The sequence below is a fragment of the Burkholderia sp. M6-3 genome, from assembly GCF_050858985.1.
In the GTDB taxonomy this organism is placed as follows: Bacteria; Pseudomonadota; Gammaproteobacteria; order Burkholderiales; family Burkholderiaceae; genus Paraburkholderia; species Paraburkholderia caledonica.
This window is the reverse complement of record NZ_CP110091.1, coordinates 3,271,414-3,290,416: the sequence shown is the minus strand read 5'-3', so window position 1 is coordinate 3,290,416 and position 19,003 is coordinate 3,271,414. Positions and strand designations below refer to the sequence as shown.

The following is a 19,003-nucleotide window of genomic DNA, read 5'->3' as shown; positions in this document are numbered from 1 at the left end:
GCATAGGAGAATGGAGCGATTATGGACCATTTTCAAGGCGTGCAAAGCCCTTGAAAAACCCCGGTTATTCGGGGTTGGAAGCGTTACCGCCGCGCCTTAGGTCCGCGCGCCGCGCGCGCCGCGAATGTCAACCAGCGCGAGCCGAACAAAATGAAAGACGATTGAATCTCGCGCAGCCTGAACAGAGGTGGCGCGCGGAGATGTCGGTAATGGTGCGCGGCGCCTGCAGTGCCGCGCTTTCTACTGCGCACGCGGCGATCACGCTGATGCGCTGCGCCGCGCGATTACGTTATTGACGATGATTATGCTGCTCGCCCGGCAACTCGGCGCCGTGCGCGCGGATTGCCGCAATCAGCTCGGCCGGCGTGATTTCATAGCGTACTTCCCGATGTATGCCGGGCTTGCGCTCATCGACCTCGATCAGAAGGATGCCTTTGCCGTCTTCTGTCGACTCAAGGCGCAGCGAACGCAGTTCGCGCCCGGTTGCGTCGTCGTATTCGGTGAGCAGGGCCATTGACCCGGAGGACCCGGTAGTGCGCATCGAAGTTGTCCTTAATCGTTGTTGATCGAACCATTGTACGGGCAGCATGACGCGCCGTCTGTCGCGCAATGTTCACGCTTTGGCGATTGACCGATGCGTGCGCCTGCTTGCCCGAACGCCGCCGTGCACCTAAGCCCGCGGGCCGCGAGCCGGGTGCGTGCAGTGGCGTTCACCTGTGACAATGAGTTTAACGCGACTCGTTGCGACGACGGGCGCATTTTTCGTGCCCCGTGGCGGTGCAGTTCTTCTCGTGCAGTGTCATGCTGCTGACGCGCAGCATGGCTATGCATCCCGAGGTCAGCGCATAGGCGATCGGCAAAAACGCCCGAAGCAATGCTCAGTACATCGCGCTCGCCGGACCATGGGCAATGTCCAGCCGTCGCTCCACTACAACGGTCGGTTATGAGCTTCGCGCATGCGCTCCAGTTCCAGGATCTCCGAGGCGCGCAACGGCGCATCGCCGTCGAGAAAGAACTCGTCCAGTTGTGGAGGTGCCGCGTCGGAGCCGCTCAACATCGCATGAACCTGCCCGCGATGATGGATCTGATGCACGAAGAGATGAGGCAGCACGTTGCCGATGCTCTCCCGTTGAATGCCGACCGACGGACCTCGGTCGATCTCCACCTCGCGGTCCAAGTCGCTGCCCGTCAGCGACTCGCAAAAGGCCAGCAGGTCGCTATCGCTTCGCGCCTGGGCGTCCCACAGTTGAGTCGCGCGCGGATAGGGCAGTTCGTCGTTGAAAATCGTGAGGCCCTGGCCGCCGCCCACAAGCGCGTCGTAGTAGTAACGGTCCACCAGCAAAATGTGATTCAACGTGAGTTGCAACGAAGGAAAGAAGCTCACCCTGCGCGCGGCGAATGCTTCGTCGGTTAGGCTCAGGCACGCGCGGTAGAGGCGCAGGTTCGACCATGCGTTGTTGCGCGCCATGGCAGTCAGATGCAAAGACAACGGATCGCGTGAAGCGGCGCCTCGCGAGTTGGACTCGATCATCTGTGTCTCCGTCGATAGCAAGCGGCATGAATCTGCGAGCAAGAAGGCGCGCATCGATGCGCGCGCTCCAACAGCATAGATTGCACGAAAAAAAACGGCCCGTCTGTTTGGGACGGGCCGCTCAACGCCGTTGTTACTCGGGTCAGTCTGTCCATACATCCATTGGGCAGCGACGCTTGCACGGTAAGGCGTCAATATCCCGCTGTCGAGGTAGGAGTAATGCCGATCTATCGGATCAATGCGACTTCAATGCAACCTCGATGCGGCATCCATGCGCCATTAATGGACAACCGGGACCGCCTCGTCATGCTTCGCGTGATGAGCATCGCGCTGTGCATGCGCAAGCGCCACTGCAGATGCTGGCTCGTGCGCAGCATTGGCCGGCGCGCGCTGACGCGTGCGAGCAACAACGCGCGATGCAGGCGCCGTGTCCGCAACCGTGAACAGACGTACTGCCTCGCTAAGCACGTCCGCCTGCGCGGCGAGACGCTGTGCCGTGGACGCCGCCTGTTCGACGAGTGCGGCGTTCTGCTGGGTCGCGCCATCAAGGTGCGAAACGGCCTGGTTCACCTGGCGAATGCCCTCGGCCTGTTCGCTGCTCGCGTTCGCCACTTCCACGATGATCGACGACACCCGCTCGACCGCTTCGTCGATTGCACGCATTTGAGAGCTGGTGCGCGCCACCAGGTCGGTGCCCGCCGCGACTTCCGCCGCGCTTGCCTCGACCACGGACTTGATCTCCTTCGACGACGCCGCGCAACGTTGCGCAAGCATCCGCACCTCGCCCGCGACCACGGCGAACGAGCGGCCTGCTTCGCCCGCGCGTGCCGCTTCGACGGCGGCGTTCAGCGCCAGAATGTTGGTCTGGAAGGCGATGCCGTCGATCACACCGGTAATGTCGGCAATTCGCCGCGATGCGGCCGTGATGGCCGCCATGGTCTGCTCGACCTGGCCTGCGATCTTGCCCCCTTCGGCTGCCGCGGCCTGCGCGTCTTTCGCGAGGTCGAGCGCGCGCACGCTGGCGTCGGCGTTCGCTTGCACGGTGGTGGTCAGCTCTTCCATCGTGGCGGCGGTTTCTTCGAGCGAGGCGGCCTGCAGTTCCGTACGGCGAGCGAGGTCCACGTTGCCGCTCGAAATCTCGCGCGCGTTATCGAGCATGCCGTTGATCTGCTCGCGCACGTCATAGACGATCGCGGCCAGGTTGGCCTTCAACTGATTCAATGCTTGCAGCACATCGCCCAGGTCGTCGTGACGCGCGATCTCCAGATCGACAGTCAGATCTCCTGCGGCGAGCCGGGTCGCGAATCCGCTCATGTCGCGCACCGGCGCAGCCACGTGCCGCGCGAGCAGACGCCATGAAACCAGACTGACGGCACTGGCCACGCCGAATGCAATCCAGAACGGCGTTGGCGGCGCGCCTTGCCAGGCCGCGAGGCCGGCCGCCGCGAGCGCGAGCGGCGTGAGCGCATAGCCGAAAGCGGCGCGCGTCGCCACGGGCAGACGCGTCAGTGCTTGCAGCCGACCAGGCAAACCCGTGCGCACGATCATGCCGCGACGCAGCTTGATCCCGCGCGCCTCGCCCGTCCGCATGCGGGAGTACAACGCTTCGGCCGCGCGCACGGCGTCGCGCGCCGGCTTCACTCGCACGCTGAGATAGCCCACCACGGCACCTTTCTTGACCACCGGCGTGACGTTCGCATGAACCCAATAGTGGTCGCCGTTCTTGCGGCGGTTCTTGACGAGCGCAGTCCACGGGCGTCCGTCGCGAATCGTTGCCCACATGTCCGCGAACGCTTCGCGCGGCATGTCCGGATGGCGGATCAGATTGTGCGGCTGACCGACGAGCTCCTCATGGGTATAGCCGGACACGGCGATAAAAGCCGGATTGCAATATTCGATGCGGCCGGTCAGGTCGGTCGCGGAAACAAGCATTTGCGACGACGGGAATTCGTACTCTTGCCCGGTGACAGGCTGGTTATTGCGCATGACTTTCCTTGCTGATGCTTACCCCGCACAGTGCGCGGTCTTACAGTGTTGCAAGGAATATCGGCATGAAGTGCGGGCGCCTTGAGGGTTCCCCCACTAATCCACTCAGGTTTAAGCCCGTGGCGCCGTTAATACAGGGTTGGAGAATGCCTTGGCGGTAGACTGCGTTAAAAGTGCCGGATGCATCGCGCGACACGGTCAAAGCGACTACACTGCGCCGATACAGGCCAGCAGAGCAGTCCGCTAAAGATCGCAGTGGTCTGCCTGCGCGAACCGCACGCACGTGATCTGATGCAGAAAATCCTTGATCGTAGTCAAGAGTCACTCGAATACGCGTTCGCGTCGCTCGCGAAGACGGCGAAGCGCCAGCAACGGGTCTATCTCGCGACAATCGGCTCGTTGATGCTGATGGTGGCTGTTTTTGCGCTGGTCATCGCGGTCGTGGCTGCGTTCAAGCAGCTGGAATATCGCCGCACGTTCACGTCGCAGAATGCAACCGACCTGTCGTTGCTGCTGCATCGAGAAGAGTCCTTCCTGCGGCGCGCCGAATTTACCCTCGACTACTACTACGGCGCAACGGACGTGCGGCGCGCGCCCGAGGCGGTCGAGCAATCCATCGCACAGACGGGCGCGGCGCGCGGCACGGTGGACAGAGTCGACGCGGAGTTCGACGTCGTGATTGGGCAGTCCACTCGCGCCGCCTGGGGCGCCCGACTCGGCGACAAACTGGGGCGGCTTTACGAATCGGCGCAATCCACGCTTGTCACGCAACAGGCGTTCGAACTCGAACAACGGGCAACGCTGATCGGCGTCGATGAAGACTACGCCGTGATTCTTCCTTCGCTGGCGGGTTCCGCCGCCGAACCGAACAGCGGGGCGGCGCGCTTCGCCACGTCTGCTCAGCAAGCGGCGCTCGCAGGTGTGCTGAGGGAGACGATCGAGCGCGAGCTCAAGTCGCAAACCGGCAAGCGCGTGCCCGGAAAAGGCGAGCGCCTGTGGGTCGGACCTTATCGAGATCCTCTGCAAAACACGCCGGTGATCTCGGCGGTAAGCGCGTATTACGAGGGCGACAAGCCTGTCACGCTCATCAGCGCAAGCATTCCACTCGATGTGCTCGCCGCGCGCATTGCGCCGCCAGGCAGCGCGGGCGCGACATTGCTGATGGCGCCCGATCGCCGCATTCTGGCGTCTTCCGCTGCGCTCGACGCGCAAACCGGCGCGATGCTGCAGCACGCAGTGGCCGCGACTCCCCCGCACGTTTTTCACTATGACCGCGAAGGCGTGATCTTCTACGAGCCGCTCATGCCGGGCTTCGGCTCGCTCGTCGGCTATGTGCCCTGGGGTGGGTTGTTCGCGGCGCTGGGCTGGCAACTGGCAGTGATCGGTAGTCTTGCGTTTGTGGTCATGCTGGCCATTGCGCTGACCGCGCGATTGTTCGGCCTGCGGCTTTTGCGCAGCGCGTTTGCCGAGACTTCACGCGCGCTGGAAAGCGACACCCTCAACCACATTCTGGTAAGCGCGACGCCGATCGGATTGTGCATCGTGCGGCGAAGCGACTATTCGATCTTGACGGCAAACGCGCTCGCCGGCGAACTGTTGCAAATTGAACCCGGCACAAGCCGGCTGCCGCCGCATATCGCTGCCGGGTTTCTCGCGCAGGCACCGGAGCAGACCTCCGTCGCCGCGTTTGCACGGATCGCCGCTTTTGTCGCGCCGGCGCAGCCGCCATCTCAGCCTGCGACGTTAGTGCCTGCGAATGCGCAGGCAACCGCCGCGCCAGAAGCCGGCGTCGCGCCCGCGCAATTCCTGCAAATCACCTACGCGCCCGCTCGTTATGCCGGCGAGCACGTGTTGTTCTGCGCGATTCTCGATGTGACTGCGCAGCACGCGCTCGAACAACAGTTGCGCGACGCGCAGCAGGCGTCTGAAGCGATGATGCGCGCGCGCACCAACTTCTTTGCCGCGATGAGCCACGAAATTCGCACGCCTCTGAATGCGCTGCTCGGCAATCTCGAACTCTTCGCGCGCACGCCGGGGCTTGAAGCGCATGCGCAGCGGCTTGCCGCGCTGAATGTGGCGGGTGATGCGCTGCGCCGCGTCGTCAACGATATTCTCGACTTCTCCAAGATCGATGCCGGCGAGATGCTTCTGGTACGCGAACCGTTTGCTCTACTCGAGGCATTCGAGAGCATTGCGCTTTCCTATGCGGCGATGGCCGGCGATCGCCCTGTCCGTTTCTTTTCACTGCTTTCGCCGGCGCTCGACCGGACGGTTGTCGGCGACAGAATGCGGATCGCGCAGGTCATCAACAATCTGTTGAGCAACGCATTCAAGTTCACGTCGAGCGGCAAGATCATGCTGCAAGCCGACCTTATCGAGGATGCGCAAGGCCGTCCGATCCTCAATTGCCGCGTGTCGGATTCCGGGCCGGGCATGACCCCGGAACTGGTCACGCGGCTTTTCAAGCCGTTCGTGCAAGGCGAGGCTGGTGCGTCGCGCGGCGCCGAAAGTACCGGTCTCGGACTCGTGATCTGTGCGCGCCTCTGCCAGTTGATGGGCGGCACGATTTCGGCCGAGAGCGTGGTGAGCGTCGGCAGCGTATTCAACGTGTCGATTCCGCTCGCTGCCTCGCCCGATGAGAAGCCGTCGAAGCCGGCGCCCGTCGCTGAGAAGCGCGGGATGCTGCTCGCGCTGTGTCAGGATTCCCAGGTCGCCGAACTGCTTCGCCGATGGCTCGAGCACTTCGGATGGAGCGCGCACGTGGTACCCGTGCTCGCCGCCGCGCGGGCGTGGCTGCAAGTAAACCGCCCGAAGGCGCTGATTGTTACGGGCGCGTACGACCTCGACGTCATCGCTTCGCTACGGGCGTTGCAGCCGGTGCCTGCCGTCTGGGTAACGCGAGCGGGTCCGCAACGACCGCAATTGCGCGCGGAAGGCGTACTCGAAGTGACGGAGTTCAGCGGAACGGCAGTCCGGTCTGCCATCGAGTTGGCAGTCGAGGGCACACCGGTTGCCGCGGCTGGCGAGGTGCCGGCGGCACCGCGAATAGATTCGGCGGCCGCGACTGTGCTAACGACGCATCCGGCGCTGCAAGGCCTCGCCATCCTCGTTGCCGAAGACAATCCGCTGATTCAAACCTTGATTGCGGAACAGCTTGCCACGCTCGGATGCGCGCCGACCATCGCCGGTGACGGCAGAATGGCGCTCGGCTTTTTCGAACGGACGCGTTTCGACGTCGTACTGACCGACATCCACATGCCGGCCATGGACGGCTTCGAGTTCCTCGCCGCACTGCGCAGGGTGGACGCCGACGTGCCGGTGCTTGCCTTCAGCGCGGTGGCCGAAAATCAGGAAGCGCAAAGCTGGCATGAGCGTGGTTTCAGCGGTTACGTCTCGAAGCCTGCTTCGTTGAGCGAACTTCAGGCTGCACTGCTCGCCGTAGCGCCTGCCGTGCCGGAAAAGGCCGCACCGGCTGCCGATCCTGCGTCCGTTGCCGCAACGGGCGCCACGCTCGCCGCAGACGAGAAAGCGCGTTACACCGCCATGCTCAAGGAGCACTTGAAAAACGATCTGCCGCGGCTACTCGCCATTGTCGATGAAGAAGACCGGCAGGCGTTGGCCGGCTGGGCGCATAGTGCGAGCGGCGCGTTCGTGATCGTGCAGGAGCCGAGGTTCGTTGAAGAGTGCAGGCAGCTACAACGGCTGTGCAACGACAGCGAAATCTGGACGACCGAAATGGACGAGCGCGCGGTGTCGTTGCACGAGGCTCTGTGCGATCACTACGGCGTCGACGAGCCGTCGACGCATTGACCGCATTGACCACGCGCACCGTCGCCGCTCAGCCCGGCCGTCGTGCGATGAAGTCGATTTCCACCAGTGCGTCGCGCGCAAGCGCGGTCACGCCGATGCAAGTGCGCGCCGGCAGCGCGTCGGCGGGAAAGTACACGCGGTAGATTTCGTTCATCGCGGCGTAATCGCGCTTGAACTCCGTCAGAAAGATGCGTGCGGCGACCACGTGTTGCAGGCCGAGATCGAGACCCTTGAGAACCAGCACAAGGTTGTCCATCACGCGACGGGTCTGCGCGACTACGCCTTCGGGAAGCGGCGCGGCGTCGTCGGTGGGGGAGGTCGGCATCTGGCCCGTGAGGAAAACCCAGCCGTCGGCTTCAGTGGCGTGGGAAAACGGGCCGACCGGCGTAGGAGCGCCGGGAATCATCCAGAAAGCGGGGGTTGAGCTCATTGGGAATGCCGGTCATGGCTTCGAATGTCGGGCTGACAAGATAACCGATCAAAACTCACGATGCCGGCGAGGCGGCCGGCATCGTCCCCTGCAAGCCTGTGCTTAAACGAGTCCGGTCGTGTAATAAACGGCGATCACGAAGAAAACAGCCAGCGTCTTGATGACCGTCACCGCGAAGATGTCGCGATAGGACTGACGGTGCGTCAATCCGGTCACCGCCAGCAGCGTGATGACCGCGCCGTTATGCGGCAGCGTGTCCATGCCGCCGCTTGCCATTGCGACCACGCGGTGCAGCACTTCCATCGGAATATGCGCGGCCTCCGCGCCCTTGATGAACACATCCGACATGGCCGCAAGCGCGATGCTCATGCCGCCGGACGCAGAACCCGTAATGCCCGCCAGCGAACTGACCGACACGGCTGCGTTGACGAGCGGGTTCGGAATGCTTTTCAGCGCGTCGCTCACCACGAGGAAACCCGGCAATGCGGCGATGACACCGCCGAAGCCATATTCGGAAGCAGTATTCAGCGACGCCAGCAGCGCGCCCGCCACTGCCGCCTTGGTGCCGACCGCAAAGCGCTCGCGCACGCGGCCGAACGCTGTCAGCACGACCATGACGATGCCGAGCAAGAGCGCGCCCTCGACAGCCCAGATCGCCACGACTGTCTTGATCGTCGTGGTGAGCGGCGCGTGGACGCCCGGCAGGATGTCCGGCGCGACGGTGTACGAAGCGCCGTACGTAGCGGGAATCCAGCGAGTCAGCACGAAGTTCGCGACGCCGACCAGTACCAGCGGCGCGACCGCGAGCAACGGATGCGGCAGCTGCTTCGGCTCGACGCGTTCCGGTTCGTTGACGAGTTCCGTGCCGTAGCCTTCGCCGGTTGCCATCGCGGCGCGGCGGCGCCATTCGAGATAGCTGAGGCCGACCACGATAATGAACAGCGAGCCGATCACGCCGAGCGCGGGCGCGGCCCACGAGGTCGTTTTGAAGAACGTCGTTGGAATGATGTTCTGGATTTGCGGCGTGCCGGGCAGCGAATCCATCGTGAACGAGAACGCGCCCAGTGCAATGGCGCCCGGCATCAGGCGCTTTGGAATATTGCTCTGGCGATACAACTCAGCGGCGAACGGATAGACCGCGAACACCACCACGAACAGCGATACGCCGCCGTAGGTAAGCAGCGCGCACACAGCGACGATCACGGCGTTCGCGCGCGAGCGGCCGATGTAGCGAATCGCGGCGGCCACGATCGACTCCGAGAAACCGGATAGTTCGATGACCTTGCCGAACACGGCGCCCAGCAGGAATACGGGGAAGTAAAGCTTGACGAAGCCGACCATCTTCTCCATGAAGATGCCGGTGAAAACCGGTGCAACGGCGGCCGGATCGACCAGAAGGACGGCGCCGAGAGCGGCGATCGGTGCGAAGAGAATGACGCTGTAGCCGCGATACGCGGCGAACATCAGAAACGCCAGCGCGGCAAGGACGATGACAAAGGACATTGAGTCTCCAGAAGCTTGGTTTGTTCTACGTGTACGCCGTCTCGGTTAGACACGGCACGGCGCCCGCGAACGCAGGTTCCATGCCATGCGCCCGGTAACGGCTCGCGCGCCGATGCGCGGGGCCGAAGCGGACAAAACCATGAGACGTGTTGCCGCAGATTGTACCTAAACGTCTCCAAACGGGGACGTGAATTGCTCCATGCACACTGACGTCACGGCGAGAACGTGGTTGTACAGGCTTGTCGGCGATCTCTTCGTTGAGATAAGCTTGTCCACAAATCGAGACAAGCGACTAATAGACGATAGCCGGAGACAGCGACAACATGATGAACGACTGGGCGGGGCTTCCCGCCACCTATAGCGACGTCCTGCGCCGCGCGATGGATTCGCTATTCCGCACTTTCGAGAATTTCAGCGAAGGCACGTTCATCGTCGACGCCGAGGCGCGCGTAGTCTGGATCAACAAGCGTTATGCGGCGCGGTTCGGCTTTGCGGACCCCGAGCAGGCTATTGGCCGGGATTGCGAAGCGGTGATTCCAAACAGCCTGATGCGCGAAGTCGTGAAGACGGGCAAGCCGATTCTGCTCGACATTCTGGAAACGGATCGTGAGCCGCTCGTCGTCACGCGTCTGCCGCTGAAAGACGACGCAGGCGAGACCGTGGGCGCCGTCGGTTTCGCGCTGTTTGACGAACTGAAGGCGCTCACACCGCTTTTTTCGCACTATTCGCGCGTGCAGGAAGAATTGATCGCGACGCGCCAGTCGCTTGCACAGGCGCGCCGGGCCAAGTACACATTCGGCAGTTTTGTCGGCACGAGCGCGGCCAGTCTGGAGGTCAAGCGCCAGGCGCGCCGTGCGGCGCAACTGGAATCGCCGGTTCTTCTGCTAGGGGAGACCGGCACCGGCAAGGAACTGCTCGCGCACGCAATCCACGGCGGCTCGGCGCGCGCGAACCAGCCGCTCGTGACGGTGAACGTGGCGGCGATTCCGGACACGTTGCTCGAAGTCGAGTTCTTCGGCGCGGCGCCCGGCGCTTACACGGGCGCGGATCGCAAGGGCCGCGTTGGCAAGTTCGAGCTGGCAAACGGCGGCACGCTTTTCCTCGACGAAATCGGCGATATGCCGCTGCCGTTGCAGGGCAAGCTGCTTCGAGTTTTGCAGGACAAGGAGTTCGAGCCGCTCGGTTCGAACCGGATCGTGCGCGCCGAAGTGCGGATCATCGCGGCGACCTCTGCCGATCTGCCCGCGCTCGTGGCGGCGGGACGTTTCCGCGCGGACTTGTTCTATCGCCTGAACGTATTGACGATCCACGCACCGCCCTTGCGCGACCGCGCTTCAGACATTGAAGCGCTCGCCTACGCAATGCTCGAGGACCTGTCGACGCAGGCGCGCGGCGGCAGTCACTACGAACTGCAGGACGATGCATTGCGCTTGCTGTGCGCCTACGCATGGCCGGGCAATGTGCGCGAATTGCGCAATACGCTTGAGCGGGCCGTGATGTTGTCCGACAGCGAGCGGATCGATGCGCGCGCGCTTGCGCCGTTCGTCGGTTCGGGGCAGGGCGGCGCACTCAGCGCGATACAAGGCGCGCCGCACGCCCAGCCGCCGGCTGTGGCCGAAGCGGGGAATCCGGCGCTGGAGCCGTCGTCGTGGAACGAGGCAATGGCAGCGTTCGAGAAGCGCTTTCTCAGCGATGCATTGCGCGCCAACGGCGGGCGCGTGATCGACACCGCCGCGCAGATCGGCATGGGGCGCGCAACGCTCTATAAAAAGATTGCGGCGCACGGCATCGAGATTTGACAAAGCCGGCGTTCACCGGGGCACGCAGCGCAATTGGCGCGTGGCACAATCGTGTGATCCAAAAACAAGACGTGATCGGGGTTTCACATGAACCGCAGCTTTTCTTTCTTCGGGCGCCGCGCCTGTGTGTTCGCGGTCGTTGCAGCGAGCACGGTATTGGGCGGTTGCAGCAGCAGCGCGCCGCTGTTTTTGTCCGACGGACGTGCCACCACACTCGTTGAATGTCCAGCTGGCTCCGACTCCTGCTCGCAGCAGGCGGCCGCCGGCTGCGGCGGCGCGTTCGACACGGTTCGCCAGTCCACGAACAATGGCACGCTCAGCCTGATCTACGCCTGCCGCGCAAAGTAGTAGCGCTGCGGCCGCGCCCATCGCGGTGCCGACTAAGGCAGTGTTCGACTGCCTTTGGTCCAAGAGTCTTTCCCGGACTGTGTAGCCCAATTTGTACGCCGGTCACGCATAACTCGCTGCTCAAAATGCTTGCGGCCTTCAGCGGCGAACTATTGCGCCGAAGGCGGTCTTTCAAAAGTGCACGAACGTCATAAATATATGCATCTAATGCGTGGCAGGCAAAACCGTGTCTATGCCGCTCGCATATTAATCAGCGACGTTGGTTTTTATTCCTAATGGATCGACATCCATAAAAAGTCACGGTATTTTTTCGCACTGAAGCGAAGTCAGTGCGGCAGGTAACGGAACATGAAATCCCGCGGCAGTATTCTCTTTTCACAGGTTCGCCAGCGCATGCGACCAGCAGCTTTTGCCGAATAAATAGACCACGCGGCAATCGCGAGGAAGAAGTTGCCGACTAACGGAATGGACGTTAGAAACGGCACAGTTGTGCTTTTCATTGCGTTTCGAATTAAGTCAACGAGTATTCCGGGGAAAAGAATGAATCATCACCAACTCGAAAAAGACATCCAACATCTCGAACACGTCATTTCGCACATTTCCGCCGAAGACCGCATACCGCTGTCGTATTGGCGAAACCGCATCGATTCGGTTTCCGGTTCGGTTCGCATGCCGACACAGGCCAGTCGCATCAAACGTCTTAATGCCGCGCTCGCGGCGTTGGAAGAGCGCCAGAAGGCCTGACCGGCACTGCGCGCTGAAAACTCGCTGCCATCTCGTCATCGTCTATCGACGACGCTTAAGCCAGGACACACTATCGACATGCAAGCAGCTGGATTTTCGTCAGCTCGGCTGACAGCCCTGACGCGCACCTTGCAGGGTTACGTTGACCGGGGCGATGTGGCCGGCGCGGTGGCGCTCGTCTGGCGCCGCGGCGAAACAGGCTACTTCGAGGCGCTCGGTCTGCGCGACGAAGCCGCGCACTTGCCGATGGAGCGCGACACGCTGTTTCGCATCGCGTCGATGACCAAACCGGTGACGAGCGCCGCCATTCTCATGCTGATCGAAGAGGATCGGCTGGCGCTCGACTCGCCCATCGCGCAGTGGTTGCCCGAACTGTCGTCGCCGCGCGTGTTGCGTGATCCCGGCGGCCCGCTCGATGCGACCGATACTGTGCGCACGCCGCTTACCGTGCTCGATCTGTTGACGCATCGCGCGGGCTTCGCATATCACTTCACCGCGACCGGCCCGCTGGCACAGGCGTACGCGACGGCTTTCAACGGCGTCGATGGGCATGGCGACGTGAACGCGTGGCTCGAGCGCATCGCCCAATTGCCGCTGATGTTTCAGCCGGGCTCGCGCTGGCATTACGGCATTGCCACCGACGTGCTCGGCGCGCTGATCGCGAGAGTGAGCGGCATGCCGCTGGGGGAGTTTTTCCGCACGCGCATTTTCGAGCCGCTGGGCATGCGCGATACCGCGTTCTGGGTGCCCGAGCCGCAACTCGCCCGTCTGGCTACCGCATATGGCGTCGATCCAGAAACACGGCGGCGTGTGGTCGAGGATCATGCGTCTGCGAGCCGCTGGGCCAATCCGGCGCGCTTTCAGAGCGGCGGCGGCGGCCTCGTCTCGACCGCTCAGGACTATCTGCAGTTCGCGCAGTTGCTTTTGCGGCGTGGACGTGTCGGCGATGTGCGCTTGCTGTCGCATCGCTCGGTCGATCTGATGCGCTCGAATTTTCTGACTCGCGATCAACGCCGCCTCCCGGCGTTCGGTCATGTGATGTGGGCGGGCCAGGGCTTCGGCCTCGGTTTGTCGATCGTCGACGATCCGGCGCAGCAACTCCCGCAAGGCTATCGCTCAACCGGCTCCTTCGGTTGGCCGGGCGCTTTCGGCACAAGCTGGTTCGCCGATCCGGTCGAGGACCTGATCGGCATCATGCTGATCCAGCGCCGTTCGATCGAGCCGTTTCCCATGGCAGTCGACTTCGAGCGCCGCGTGTACGATGCAATTGACGATTGAGTGCGCATGCTTCGGCGATGACCGGCCGCACTTTTAGCGCCGGACAATGAAGGGCTCTCTATCCGGCGTTTTATTTGTCTGATAGCGTCCGCACTTCGGTTCGCCACAATCAACGGGAGCATTCGCGATGGCCTCATACAAGCAGTTGACCGCTCAGCTCGAAAAGCTTCACAAGGAAGTTGCGGCGGCTCGTGACAAGGAAGTCGCGCAGGCGATCGCCGACATCAAACAGAAGATCGCCGAGTACGACCTGACCGCCGAAGAACTCGGTTTCGCGAACACACGCACCGTTGCGCGCAAAGCCGCTTCGGTCGCCAAGTATCGCAACCCGAAAACCGGCGAGACCTGGAGCGGCCGTGGGCGTTCGCCTGCGTGGCTCGCGGGCAAGAATCGCGAGCGTTTTCTGATCGAAGTGTAGGGTGCGCTTCACAGGCGTCGGGTCGTCCGCATTCCTGAAGTGATGCTGCGCTTCGACTTTTCTGCACCGCTAGCATCCCCCGAAAACGCTCACCTTTAGATCAAAACCTGGAGTCCGCACACCCGACCGGCGCCTGCGGTCCACATACTTCGGTGAGCCTGGCTTCTTCACCGGGCGCACCCAATCCGAGGTGAGTGCGAAGTAGGGACCGGGCCTCACCGACATGTCCGAAACCCGCGCCAGCCTTTGCGGGCGGGCGTTCCCAGGCTGTACGAAGAATCGTTCGCGGCAATACGAACGCGGCTCTGCGTTCGCTTCGTACACGCCGACGCGCAAGCAACGCCGCGTCGTTGGTGCAAGAACCTCCTCGCGCGTGCTCACCTTTCGCCGTCGTGCGCGGCGCGGCGTCGCAAGTCCCGAAAACTCTCACCTTTGCGTGCGTTCCGCTTGCGCGAACACGCCGCTTTCCTTATGCGGTCCGGACAAACCCGGAGTTGAGTTCGCCTCATACCCCGGATCAAAACTCATCGATACATGGTCGCGGATGCCGAACGCCACAATCGGTCATCCACTCAACTTGACGGAAAGACCATGAGCGTATCGACGGACAAACAGCTTTTTATCGGCGAAGGATTCGAAGGACCGGGCGTCAACCTCGCGCATATCAACGTGCTGGTCGGCCCGCGTAACGGCCCGGCGGGCCAGGCGTTCGCCACTGCGTTGGCGACGCCTTCCGCTGGTCACGCGCCGTTCGTCGTGATCGCGCGTCCGGGCGTGCCGACCAAGCCTCTGACGCTTTACGTGAACAAGTCGCAGATCGGCAGCGACTTCCATGGCAACGCAACTTGGGGCGCGTCGCAAGCCGGTATCGCGAAGGCGGTGGCCGAGTCGTTGGAGAACGGCACGCTGCCTCCGGAAGCGGAGAACGATTGGGTTGTCGTGTCGGCGAACTGGGTCAATCCCGCGACCGACGATCTCGACGCCGTCTTCGAAAACAACTACCGCGCGTGCAGAAACGCGATCCTTGCCGCGATGAAAGGCTTGCCGCATCGCGACGAAGTGTTCGCCGCCGCGCGCGATGTCTCGAACCCGTTCTATACCCCCAAACAACGCTGATCGCGGCCTCGATCGAAAGCAGCCGTACCTGATCTGCAAGGAGACACCTTTCATGGAATACATTCGCCTCGGCCAATCCGGCTTGAAGGTTTCGCGTCTGTGCCTCGGCACGATGAACATGGGCACGCCCCAATGGAAGCCCTGGATTTTCGATGAGGCGCGCAGCGAGCCGATCGTTCGTCATGCGCTGGAAGCCGGTGTCAATTTCATCGACCTCGCGGATTTCTATTCCACAGGCGTCGGCGAAGAAGTCGTCGGCCGGATTCTGAAGCGCCTTGCGCGCCGCGAGGAGATTGTCGTGACGACCAAAGTCGGCTACGACATGGGCGCATACCAGAACGCGGGTGGCCATTCGCGCAAGCACATCATGGACGGCATCGACGGGTCGCTCGCGCGCCTTGGGATGGATTACGTCGACATATACATGCTGCATTTCTTCGACGTGAACACGCCGGTCGAGGAAACCATGGGCGCGCTGAACGACATCGTGCGTGCGGGCAAGGCGCGCTATATCGGCGTCTCCACCATGTACACCTGGCAGTTCGCGAAGATCATGCAGGTTTGCGAGCGCAACGGCTGGCATAAGCCGATCAACATGCAGTTGCAGCTGAACCTGGCGTATCGCGAGGAAGAGCGCGAGATGATCCCTTATTGCAAGGATCAGGGCGTCGGTGTCTCCGTATTCAGCCCGCTCGCGCGCGGCTTGCTGACAAGCGACGCCAACTCGACGCGCAATCAGACCGACTTCTTCACCGCGCAAATGTATGGCGATCATGTGTCGCGGCAGATTGCGGCGTCGGTGGCGCGCGTGGCCGCCCGGCGCGGCGTGTCCGCGGCGCAGATCGCGCAGGCGTGGGTGCTGAGGCACGAAGGCGTGGCGAGCATGCTGGTCGGCGCGGACACGCCGGCGCAGTTCGACAGCGCGATCGCCGCGCTCGGCACGGCGCTGTCCGACGAAGAGGTCTTCGAGCTCGAACGCAATTACACGCCGTGCGATCTGATCAACGACTACACCGCTGGCAAGCGCATCGCGCGCGAGCCGAGGCTTGCGCAAGACGCGTTCGCTGAAAAGCTGGAGGAAGCGGCATGAACGAATTTCTCCGGACAGGGCATTACATCGGCGGCGAGTGGTACGAAGGCGCAAGCACTTATCCCGTGCTCAATCCCGCGACAGGCGAAGTCATCGCGCAAGTGGCTAAGGGCGGCGCGGCGGAGGCGACGCAAGCCATTGCCGCCGCAGAACGGGCGTTTCGGGCGTGGCGCTCGTTGACGGCTAAAGAGCGCAGCGCGCGCGTCAGGCGTTGGGGCGAGTTGATGCTCGAGCATCGCGATGCGCTTGCTGCGCTATTGACCCGCGAACAAGGTAAGCCGCTCGCCGAAGCGCGTGGCGAAGTCGGCTATGCGGCGAGCTTCTTCGAATGGTTCGCCGAAGAAGCGAAGCGCGCATATGGCGACGTAATTCCGAGTCCGAATCCGAACGCGAAAATCATTGTGACGCGCGAACCGGTCGGCGTGGTCGCGGCCATCACGCCGTGGAATTTTCCACTCGCGATGATTACGCGCAAGGCGGGTCCCGCGCTGGCGGCGGGTTGCACGATGGTGCTCAAGCCCTCCGAGGAAACGCCGCTGTCCGCGTTGGCGCTGGCCGTGCTCGCAGAGAAGGCGGGCATTCCGCCGGGGGTGTTCAACGTGGTCTCCGGCGATGCCGTCGCAATTGGCGGCGCGCTCACCGAATCGGACGTAGTGCGCAAGCTCTCGTTCACGGGCTCCACACGCGTGGGCAAGCTGCTCGCGAAGCAGTCGGCGGATACGTTGAAAAAGCTTTCGCTGGAGTTGGGCGGCAATGCGCCCTTTATCGTGTTCGACGACGCGGATCTCGACGCCGCCGTGCAAGGCGCGATGGCGTCCAAGTTCCGCAACACCGGACAAACCTGCGTGTGCGTGAATCGCTTCTACGTGCAGGACGGCATTTACGACGCGTTCACGCTGGCGCTCGCGCAGGCGGCGCGCAAGATGCGCGTGGGCAACGCGTTGCAAGGCGACGTCGAACAAGGGCCGCTGATCAATCAGGCCGCGCTGACGAAGGTCGAGGCGCATGTGGCCGACGCGTTGCAAAAGGGCGCGAAAGTGCTGACCGGCGCAAAGCCGCATGCGCTTGGCGGCACCTTTTATGAGCCGACGGTTCTGGTCGATGCATCCAGTTCGATGCTGATTGCGCAGGAAGAGACCTTCGGACCGGTTGCCGCGTGTTTTCGCTTCAAGACCGAAGACGAAGCCGTCGTCGCGGCCAACGCGACGCCGTTCGGTCTGTCCGCGTACTTCTATACGCGCGATCTGGCGCGTGCATGGCGCGTGGGCGAGGCGCTCGAAAGCGGCATGGTCGGCATCAACGAAGGGATTCTGTCCACCGAAGTCGCGCCGTTTGGCGGCGTCAAGCAATCGGGCCTCGGCCGCGAAGGATCGAAGTATGGGCTCGATGAATACACCGAACTCAAATACATGATGATGGGCGGGCTCGGACGCTGATCGTCAGACCTCATACGGGCGGGAGCGCATGGCGTTCGCCGCTCGAAAAAGCCAATAAATCAAGGAGACAGCGTGAGTAATCAGGATGTCCAGGCGAGCCCTCTCGGCCTCGCCCCCACTTTCCCGGCTGCGGCGCCGTCCGCAAACCGCCCCATTTCCATCGACGACGTGCCGTTGAACGCGTTCCACGTGAAGATCGCCGGCCTCACGTTCGGCGCGCACTTCACCGAAGGTTTCGCGCTCGGCACGATCGGCTACGCGCTGGCCGCGATGAATCGTCAAATGCCCCTCGACGCATTCTGGATGGGCATGATCGGCAGTTCGGCGCTGATGGGCATTTTCTTTGGAAGCCTGGTGTTCGGTTGGCTGTCGGATCGGCTCGGGCGGCAAAAAATCTTTCTGTTGAGCTTTGTCATCATCTCCGTGGCCGCGTTTGCGCAGTTCTATGTGCACTCGCCTTTCGAACTCTGCTTGCTGCGCGTATTGATCGGCTTCGGCATGGGCGGCGATTTTGCGGTGGGACATGCGATTCTCGCGGAGTTCTCGCCGCGTAAGCATCGCGGAACATTGCTGGGGTCGTTCAGCGTCGTATGGACGATTGGTTACGTGGTGGCGAACGTGCTCGGCATGCATTACGCCGACGCCTCGCCCGATGCATGGCGCTGGCTGCTCGCGTCTGCGGGCGTTCCGGCGCTGATCGTGCTGGTGTTGCGCATGGGCACGCCCGAGTCGCCCCGCTGGCTGCTCGGCAAAGGCAGGATTGCGGAGGCCAGGTCAGTCGTGCTCAAGCACTTCGGCGAGAACGTCACGCTCGACGGCGCTCACGACCAGCACGCGCAATCGGCTGGCGGATTCATGCGTCTCTTCGAGAAAGACCTGATTTGCCGGACCATTTTTAACTGCGCGTTTTTCGTGTGTCTCGTGATCCCGTATTTCGCGGTCTACACGTTCTTGCCGACCATCCTCAAGGCGATTCATCTGAACAACGATTCAGGCGCGGATTTGCTGCTGAACGGCTTTCTCGTGCTTGGCGCGCTGATCGGCATCTGGCTCACGATCAAACTGCCGCGGCGCGTTTTCCTGATCGGCTCGTTCGCGGTGACGTGCGTATCGCTGATCGCACTCAGCTTGCTGCCGGAATCGGCGGCGCTCGCCATGATCGTCGCATTCGGCATTTTCACGCTGACCATGTCGGCATTCTCAAACCTGGTCGGCGTGTTCCCGCCAGAGTGTTTTCCCACCGAAGTGCGCGCCTGCGGCGTCGGACTAGCCATTGCTTGCAGCCGTCTCGGCTCCGCAGTGGGTACGTTTCTGTTGCCGCTCGGCATCGCCACGCTCGGCTTTCACATCACAATGTTCGTGCTCGCGGCCGTGCTGCTGGTCGGCATGATCGTTTCGATTGCCTGGGCGCCGGAGACTAAACATCTGACGTTGACCGAAGCGAGCGGCGGCTAGTCGGACACAAAGCGTGCAACCCGGCGGCGGCGCGGTTGCGGGGCTAAGGCAGCCGCTTC

At 62.7% G+C, this 19,003-nt stretch carries 15 protein-coding genes; 10 read left to right on the top strand and 5 right to left on the bottom strand.

The window, feature by feature from the left end:
* Window positions 1-289 precede the first annotated feature (289 nt).
* The 3 genes from OH764_RS32285 to OH764_RS32275 form a co-directional block, all read right to left on the bottom strand.
* Complete coding sequence (locus tag OH764_RS32285; protein WP_027804733.1) at window positions 290-541, bottom strand: hypothetical protein; 252 nt, start codon at window positions 539-541, stop codon at window positions 290-292.
* A 387-nt stretch (window positions 542-928) separates the two neighbouring features.
* On the bottom strand, window positions 929-1,531 hold the full coding sequence (locus OH764_RS32280; RefSeq protein ID WP_498850024.1) for a DinB family protein: 603 nt from the start codon (window positions 1,529-1,531) through the stop codon (window positions 929-931).
* 279 nt (window positions 1,532-1,810) lie between these two features.
* Complete coding sequence (locus OH764_RS32275; RefSeq protein WP_498850023.1) at window positions 1,811-3,517, bottom strand: methyl-accepting chemotaxis protein; 1,707 nt, start codon at window positions 3,515-3,517, stop codon at window positions 1,811-1,813.
* 291 nt (window positions 3,518-3,808) lie between these two features.
* Here OH764_RS32275 and OH764_RS32270 point away from each other — a divergent pair, with 291 nt between their 5' ends.
* Window positions 3,809-7,327, top strand: coding sequence for a hybrid sensor histidine kinase/response regulator family protein (locus OH764_RS32270; RefSeq protein WP_498850022.1), 3,519 nt, complete (start codon window positions 3,809-3,811; stop codon window positions 7,325-7,327).
* A gap of 28 nt (window positions 7,328-7,355) precedes the next feature.
* On the opposite strand, the gene OH764_RS32265 is transcribed toward OH764_RS32270, so the two are convergent.
* A complete protein-coding gene (locus tag OH764_RS32265) occupies window positions 7,356-7,757 on the bottom strand; it encodes a RidA family protein (protein ID WP_027779984.1) in 402 nt (133 codons plus the stop codon).
* Window positions 7,758-7,859: 102 nt separating this feature from the next.
* Entirely contained in the window at window positions 7,860-9,260 is a 1,401-nt protein-coding gene (locus OH764_RS32260) for a GntP family permease (protein ID WP_498850021.1), read from the bottom strand.
* Between the two features lie 323 nt (window positions 9,261-9,583).
* On the opposite strand from OH764_RS32260, the gene OH764_RS32255 reads away from it, so the two are divergent.
* The 9 genes from OH764_RS32255 (at window position 9,584) to OH764_RS32215 (ending at window position 18,944) form a co-directional block, all read left to right on the top strand.
* Window positions 9,584-11,059, top strand: coding sequence for a sigma-54 interaction domain-containing protein (locus OH764_RS32255; protein ID WP_498850020.1), 1,476 nt, complete (start codon window positions 9,584-9,586; stop codon window positions 11,057-11,059).
* Between the two features lie 87 nt (window positions 11,060-11,146).
* Entirely contained in the window at window positions 11,147-11,407 is a 261-nt protein-coding gene (locus tag OH764_RS32250; RefSeq protein ID WP_498850019.1) for a hypothetical protein, read from the top strand.
* Between the two features lie 540 nt (window positions 11,408-11,947).
* Window positions 11,948-12,151, top strand: a complete 204-nt coding sequence (locus OH764_RS32245; protein WP_020068593.1) for a hypothetical protein — start codon at window positions 11,948-11,950, stop codon at window positions 12,149-12,151.
* A 78-nt stretch (window positions 12,152-12,229) separates the two neighbouring features.
* On the top strand, window positions 12,230-13,429 hold the full coding sequence (locus OH764_RS32240; protein ID WP_498850018.1) for a serine hydrolase domain-containing protein: 1,200 nt from the start codon (window positions 12,230-12,232) through the stop codon (window positions 13,427-13,429).
* A 127-nt stretch (window positions 13,430-13,556) separates the two neighbouring features.
* A complete protein-coding gene (locus OH764_RS32235) occupies window positions 13,557-13,847 on the top strand; it encodes an H-NS histone family protein (RefSeq protein ID WP_087753653.1) in 291 nt (96 codons plus the stop codon).
* Window positions 13,848-14,438: 591 nt separating this feature from the next.
* Window positions 14,439-14,963 (top strand): formaldehyde-activating enzyme, encoded by a 525-nt coding sequence (gene fae, locus OH764_RS32230; protein WP_498850017.1) that lies wholly within the window; start codon window positions 14,439-14,441, stop codon window positions 14,961-14,963.
* A gap of 52 nt (window positions 14,964-15,015) precedes the next feature.
* Window positions 15,016-16,053 (top strand): aldo/keto reductase, encoded by a 1,038-nt coding sequence (locus OH764_RS32225; RefSeq protein WP_498850016.1) that lies wholly within the window; start codon window positions 15,016-15,018, stop codon window positions 16,051-16,053.
* The gene (locus OH764_RS32220; RefSeq protein WP_498850015.1) at window positions 16,050-17,489 is read left to right on the top strand and encodes an NAD-dependent succinate-semialdehyde dehydrogenase; all 1,440 of its coding nucleotides are present in this window, start codon (window positions 16,050-16,052) and stop codon (window positions 17,487-17,489) included. Before OH764_RS32225 ends, OH764_RS32220 begins: the two co-directional genes overlap by 4 nt.
* Before the next feature lie 72 nt (window positions 17,490-17,561).
* Window positions 17,562-18,944: an MFS transporter gene (locus tag OH764_RS32215; RefSeq protein ID WP_498850014.1), complete on the top strand. Its 1,383-nt coding sequence runs from the start codon at window positions 17,562-17,564 to the stop codon at window positions 18,942-18,944.
* The last annotated feature ends 59 nt before the right edge of the window (window positions 18,945-19,003 follow it).

What these genes read in the sequence shown, in the direction of transcription:
- OH764_RS32235 (WP_087753653.1), top strand. Translation starts at nt 13,557, where the DNA reads ATGGCCTCATACAAGCAGTTGACCGCTCAGCTCGAAAAGCTTCACAAG.
- OH764_RS32275 (WP_498850023.1), bottom strand. Translation starts at nt 3,517, where the DNA reads ATGCGCAATAACCAGCCTGTCACCGGGCAAGAGTACGAATTCCCGTCG.
- OH764_RS32225 (WP_498850016.1), top strand. Translation starts at nt 15,016, where the DNA reads ATGGAATACATTCGCCTCGGCCAATCCGGCTTGAAGGTTTCGCGTCTG.
- OH764_RS32240 (WP_498850018.1), top strand. Translation starts at nt 12,230, where the DNA reads ATGCAAGCAGCTGGATTTTCGTCAGCTCGGCTGACAGCCCTGACGCGC.
- OH764_RS32255 (WP_498850020.1), top strand. Translation starts at nt 9,584, where the DNA reads ATGATGAACGACTGGGCGGGGCTTCCCGCCACCTATAGCGACGTCCTG.
- OH764_RS32265 (WP_027779984.1), bottom strand. Translation starts at nt 7,757, where the DNA reads ATGAGCTCAACCCCCGCTTTCTGGATGATTCCCGGCGCTCCTACGCCG.
- OH764_RS32270 (WP_498850022.1), top strand. Translation starts at nt 3,809, where the DNA reads ATGCAGAAAATCCTTGATCGTAGTCAAGAGTCACTCGAATACGCGTTC.
- OH764_RS32280 (WP_498850024.1), bottom strand. Translation starts at nt 1,531, where the DNA reads ATGATCGAGTCCAACTCGCGAGGCGCCGCTTCACGCGATCCGTTGTCT.
- OH764_RS32260 (WP_498850021.1), bottom strand. Translation starts at nt 9,260, where the DNA reads ATGTCCTTTGTCATCGTCCTTGCCGCGCTGGCGTTTCTGATGTTCGCC.
- OH764_RS32220 (WP_498850015.1), top strand. Translation starts at nt 16,050, where the DNA reads ATGAACGAATTTCTCCGGACAGGGCATTACATCGGCGGCGAGTGGTAC.
- OH764_RS32250 (WP_498850019.1), top strand. Translation starts at nt 11,147, where the DNA reads ATGAACCGCAGCTTTTCTTTCTTCGGGCGCCGCGCCTGTGTGTTCGCG.
- fae (WP_498850017.1), top strand. Translation starts at nt 14,439, where the DNA reads ATGAGCGTATCGACGGACAAACAGCTTTTTATCGGCGAAGGATTCGAA.
- OH764_RS32245 (WP_020068593.1), top strand. Translation starts at nt 11,948, where the DNA reads ATGAATCATCACCAACTCGAAAAAGACATCCAACATCTCGAACACGTC.
- OH764_RS32285 (WP_027804733.1), bottom strand. Translation starts at nt 541, where the DNA reads ATGCGCACTACCGGGTCCTCCGGGTCAATGGCCCTGCTCACCGAATAC.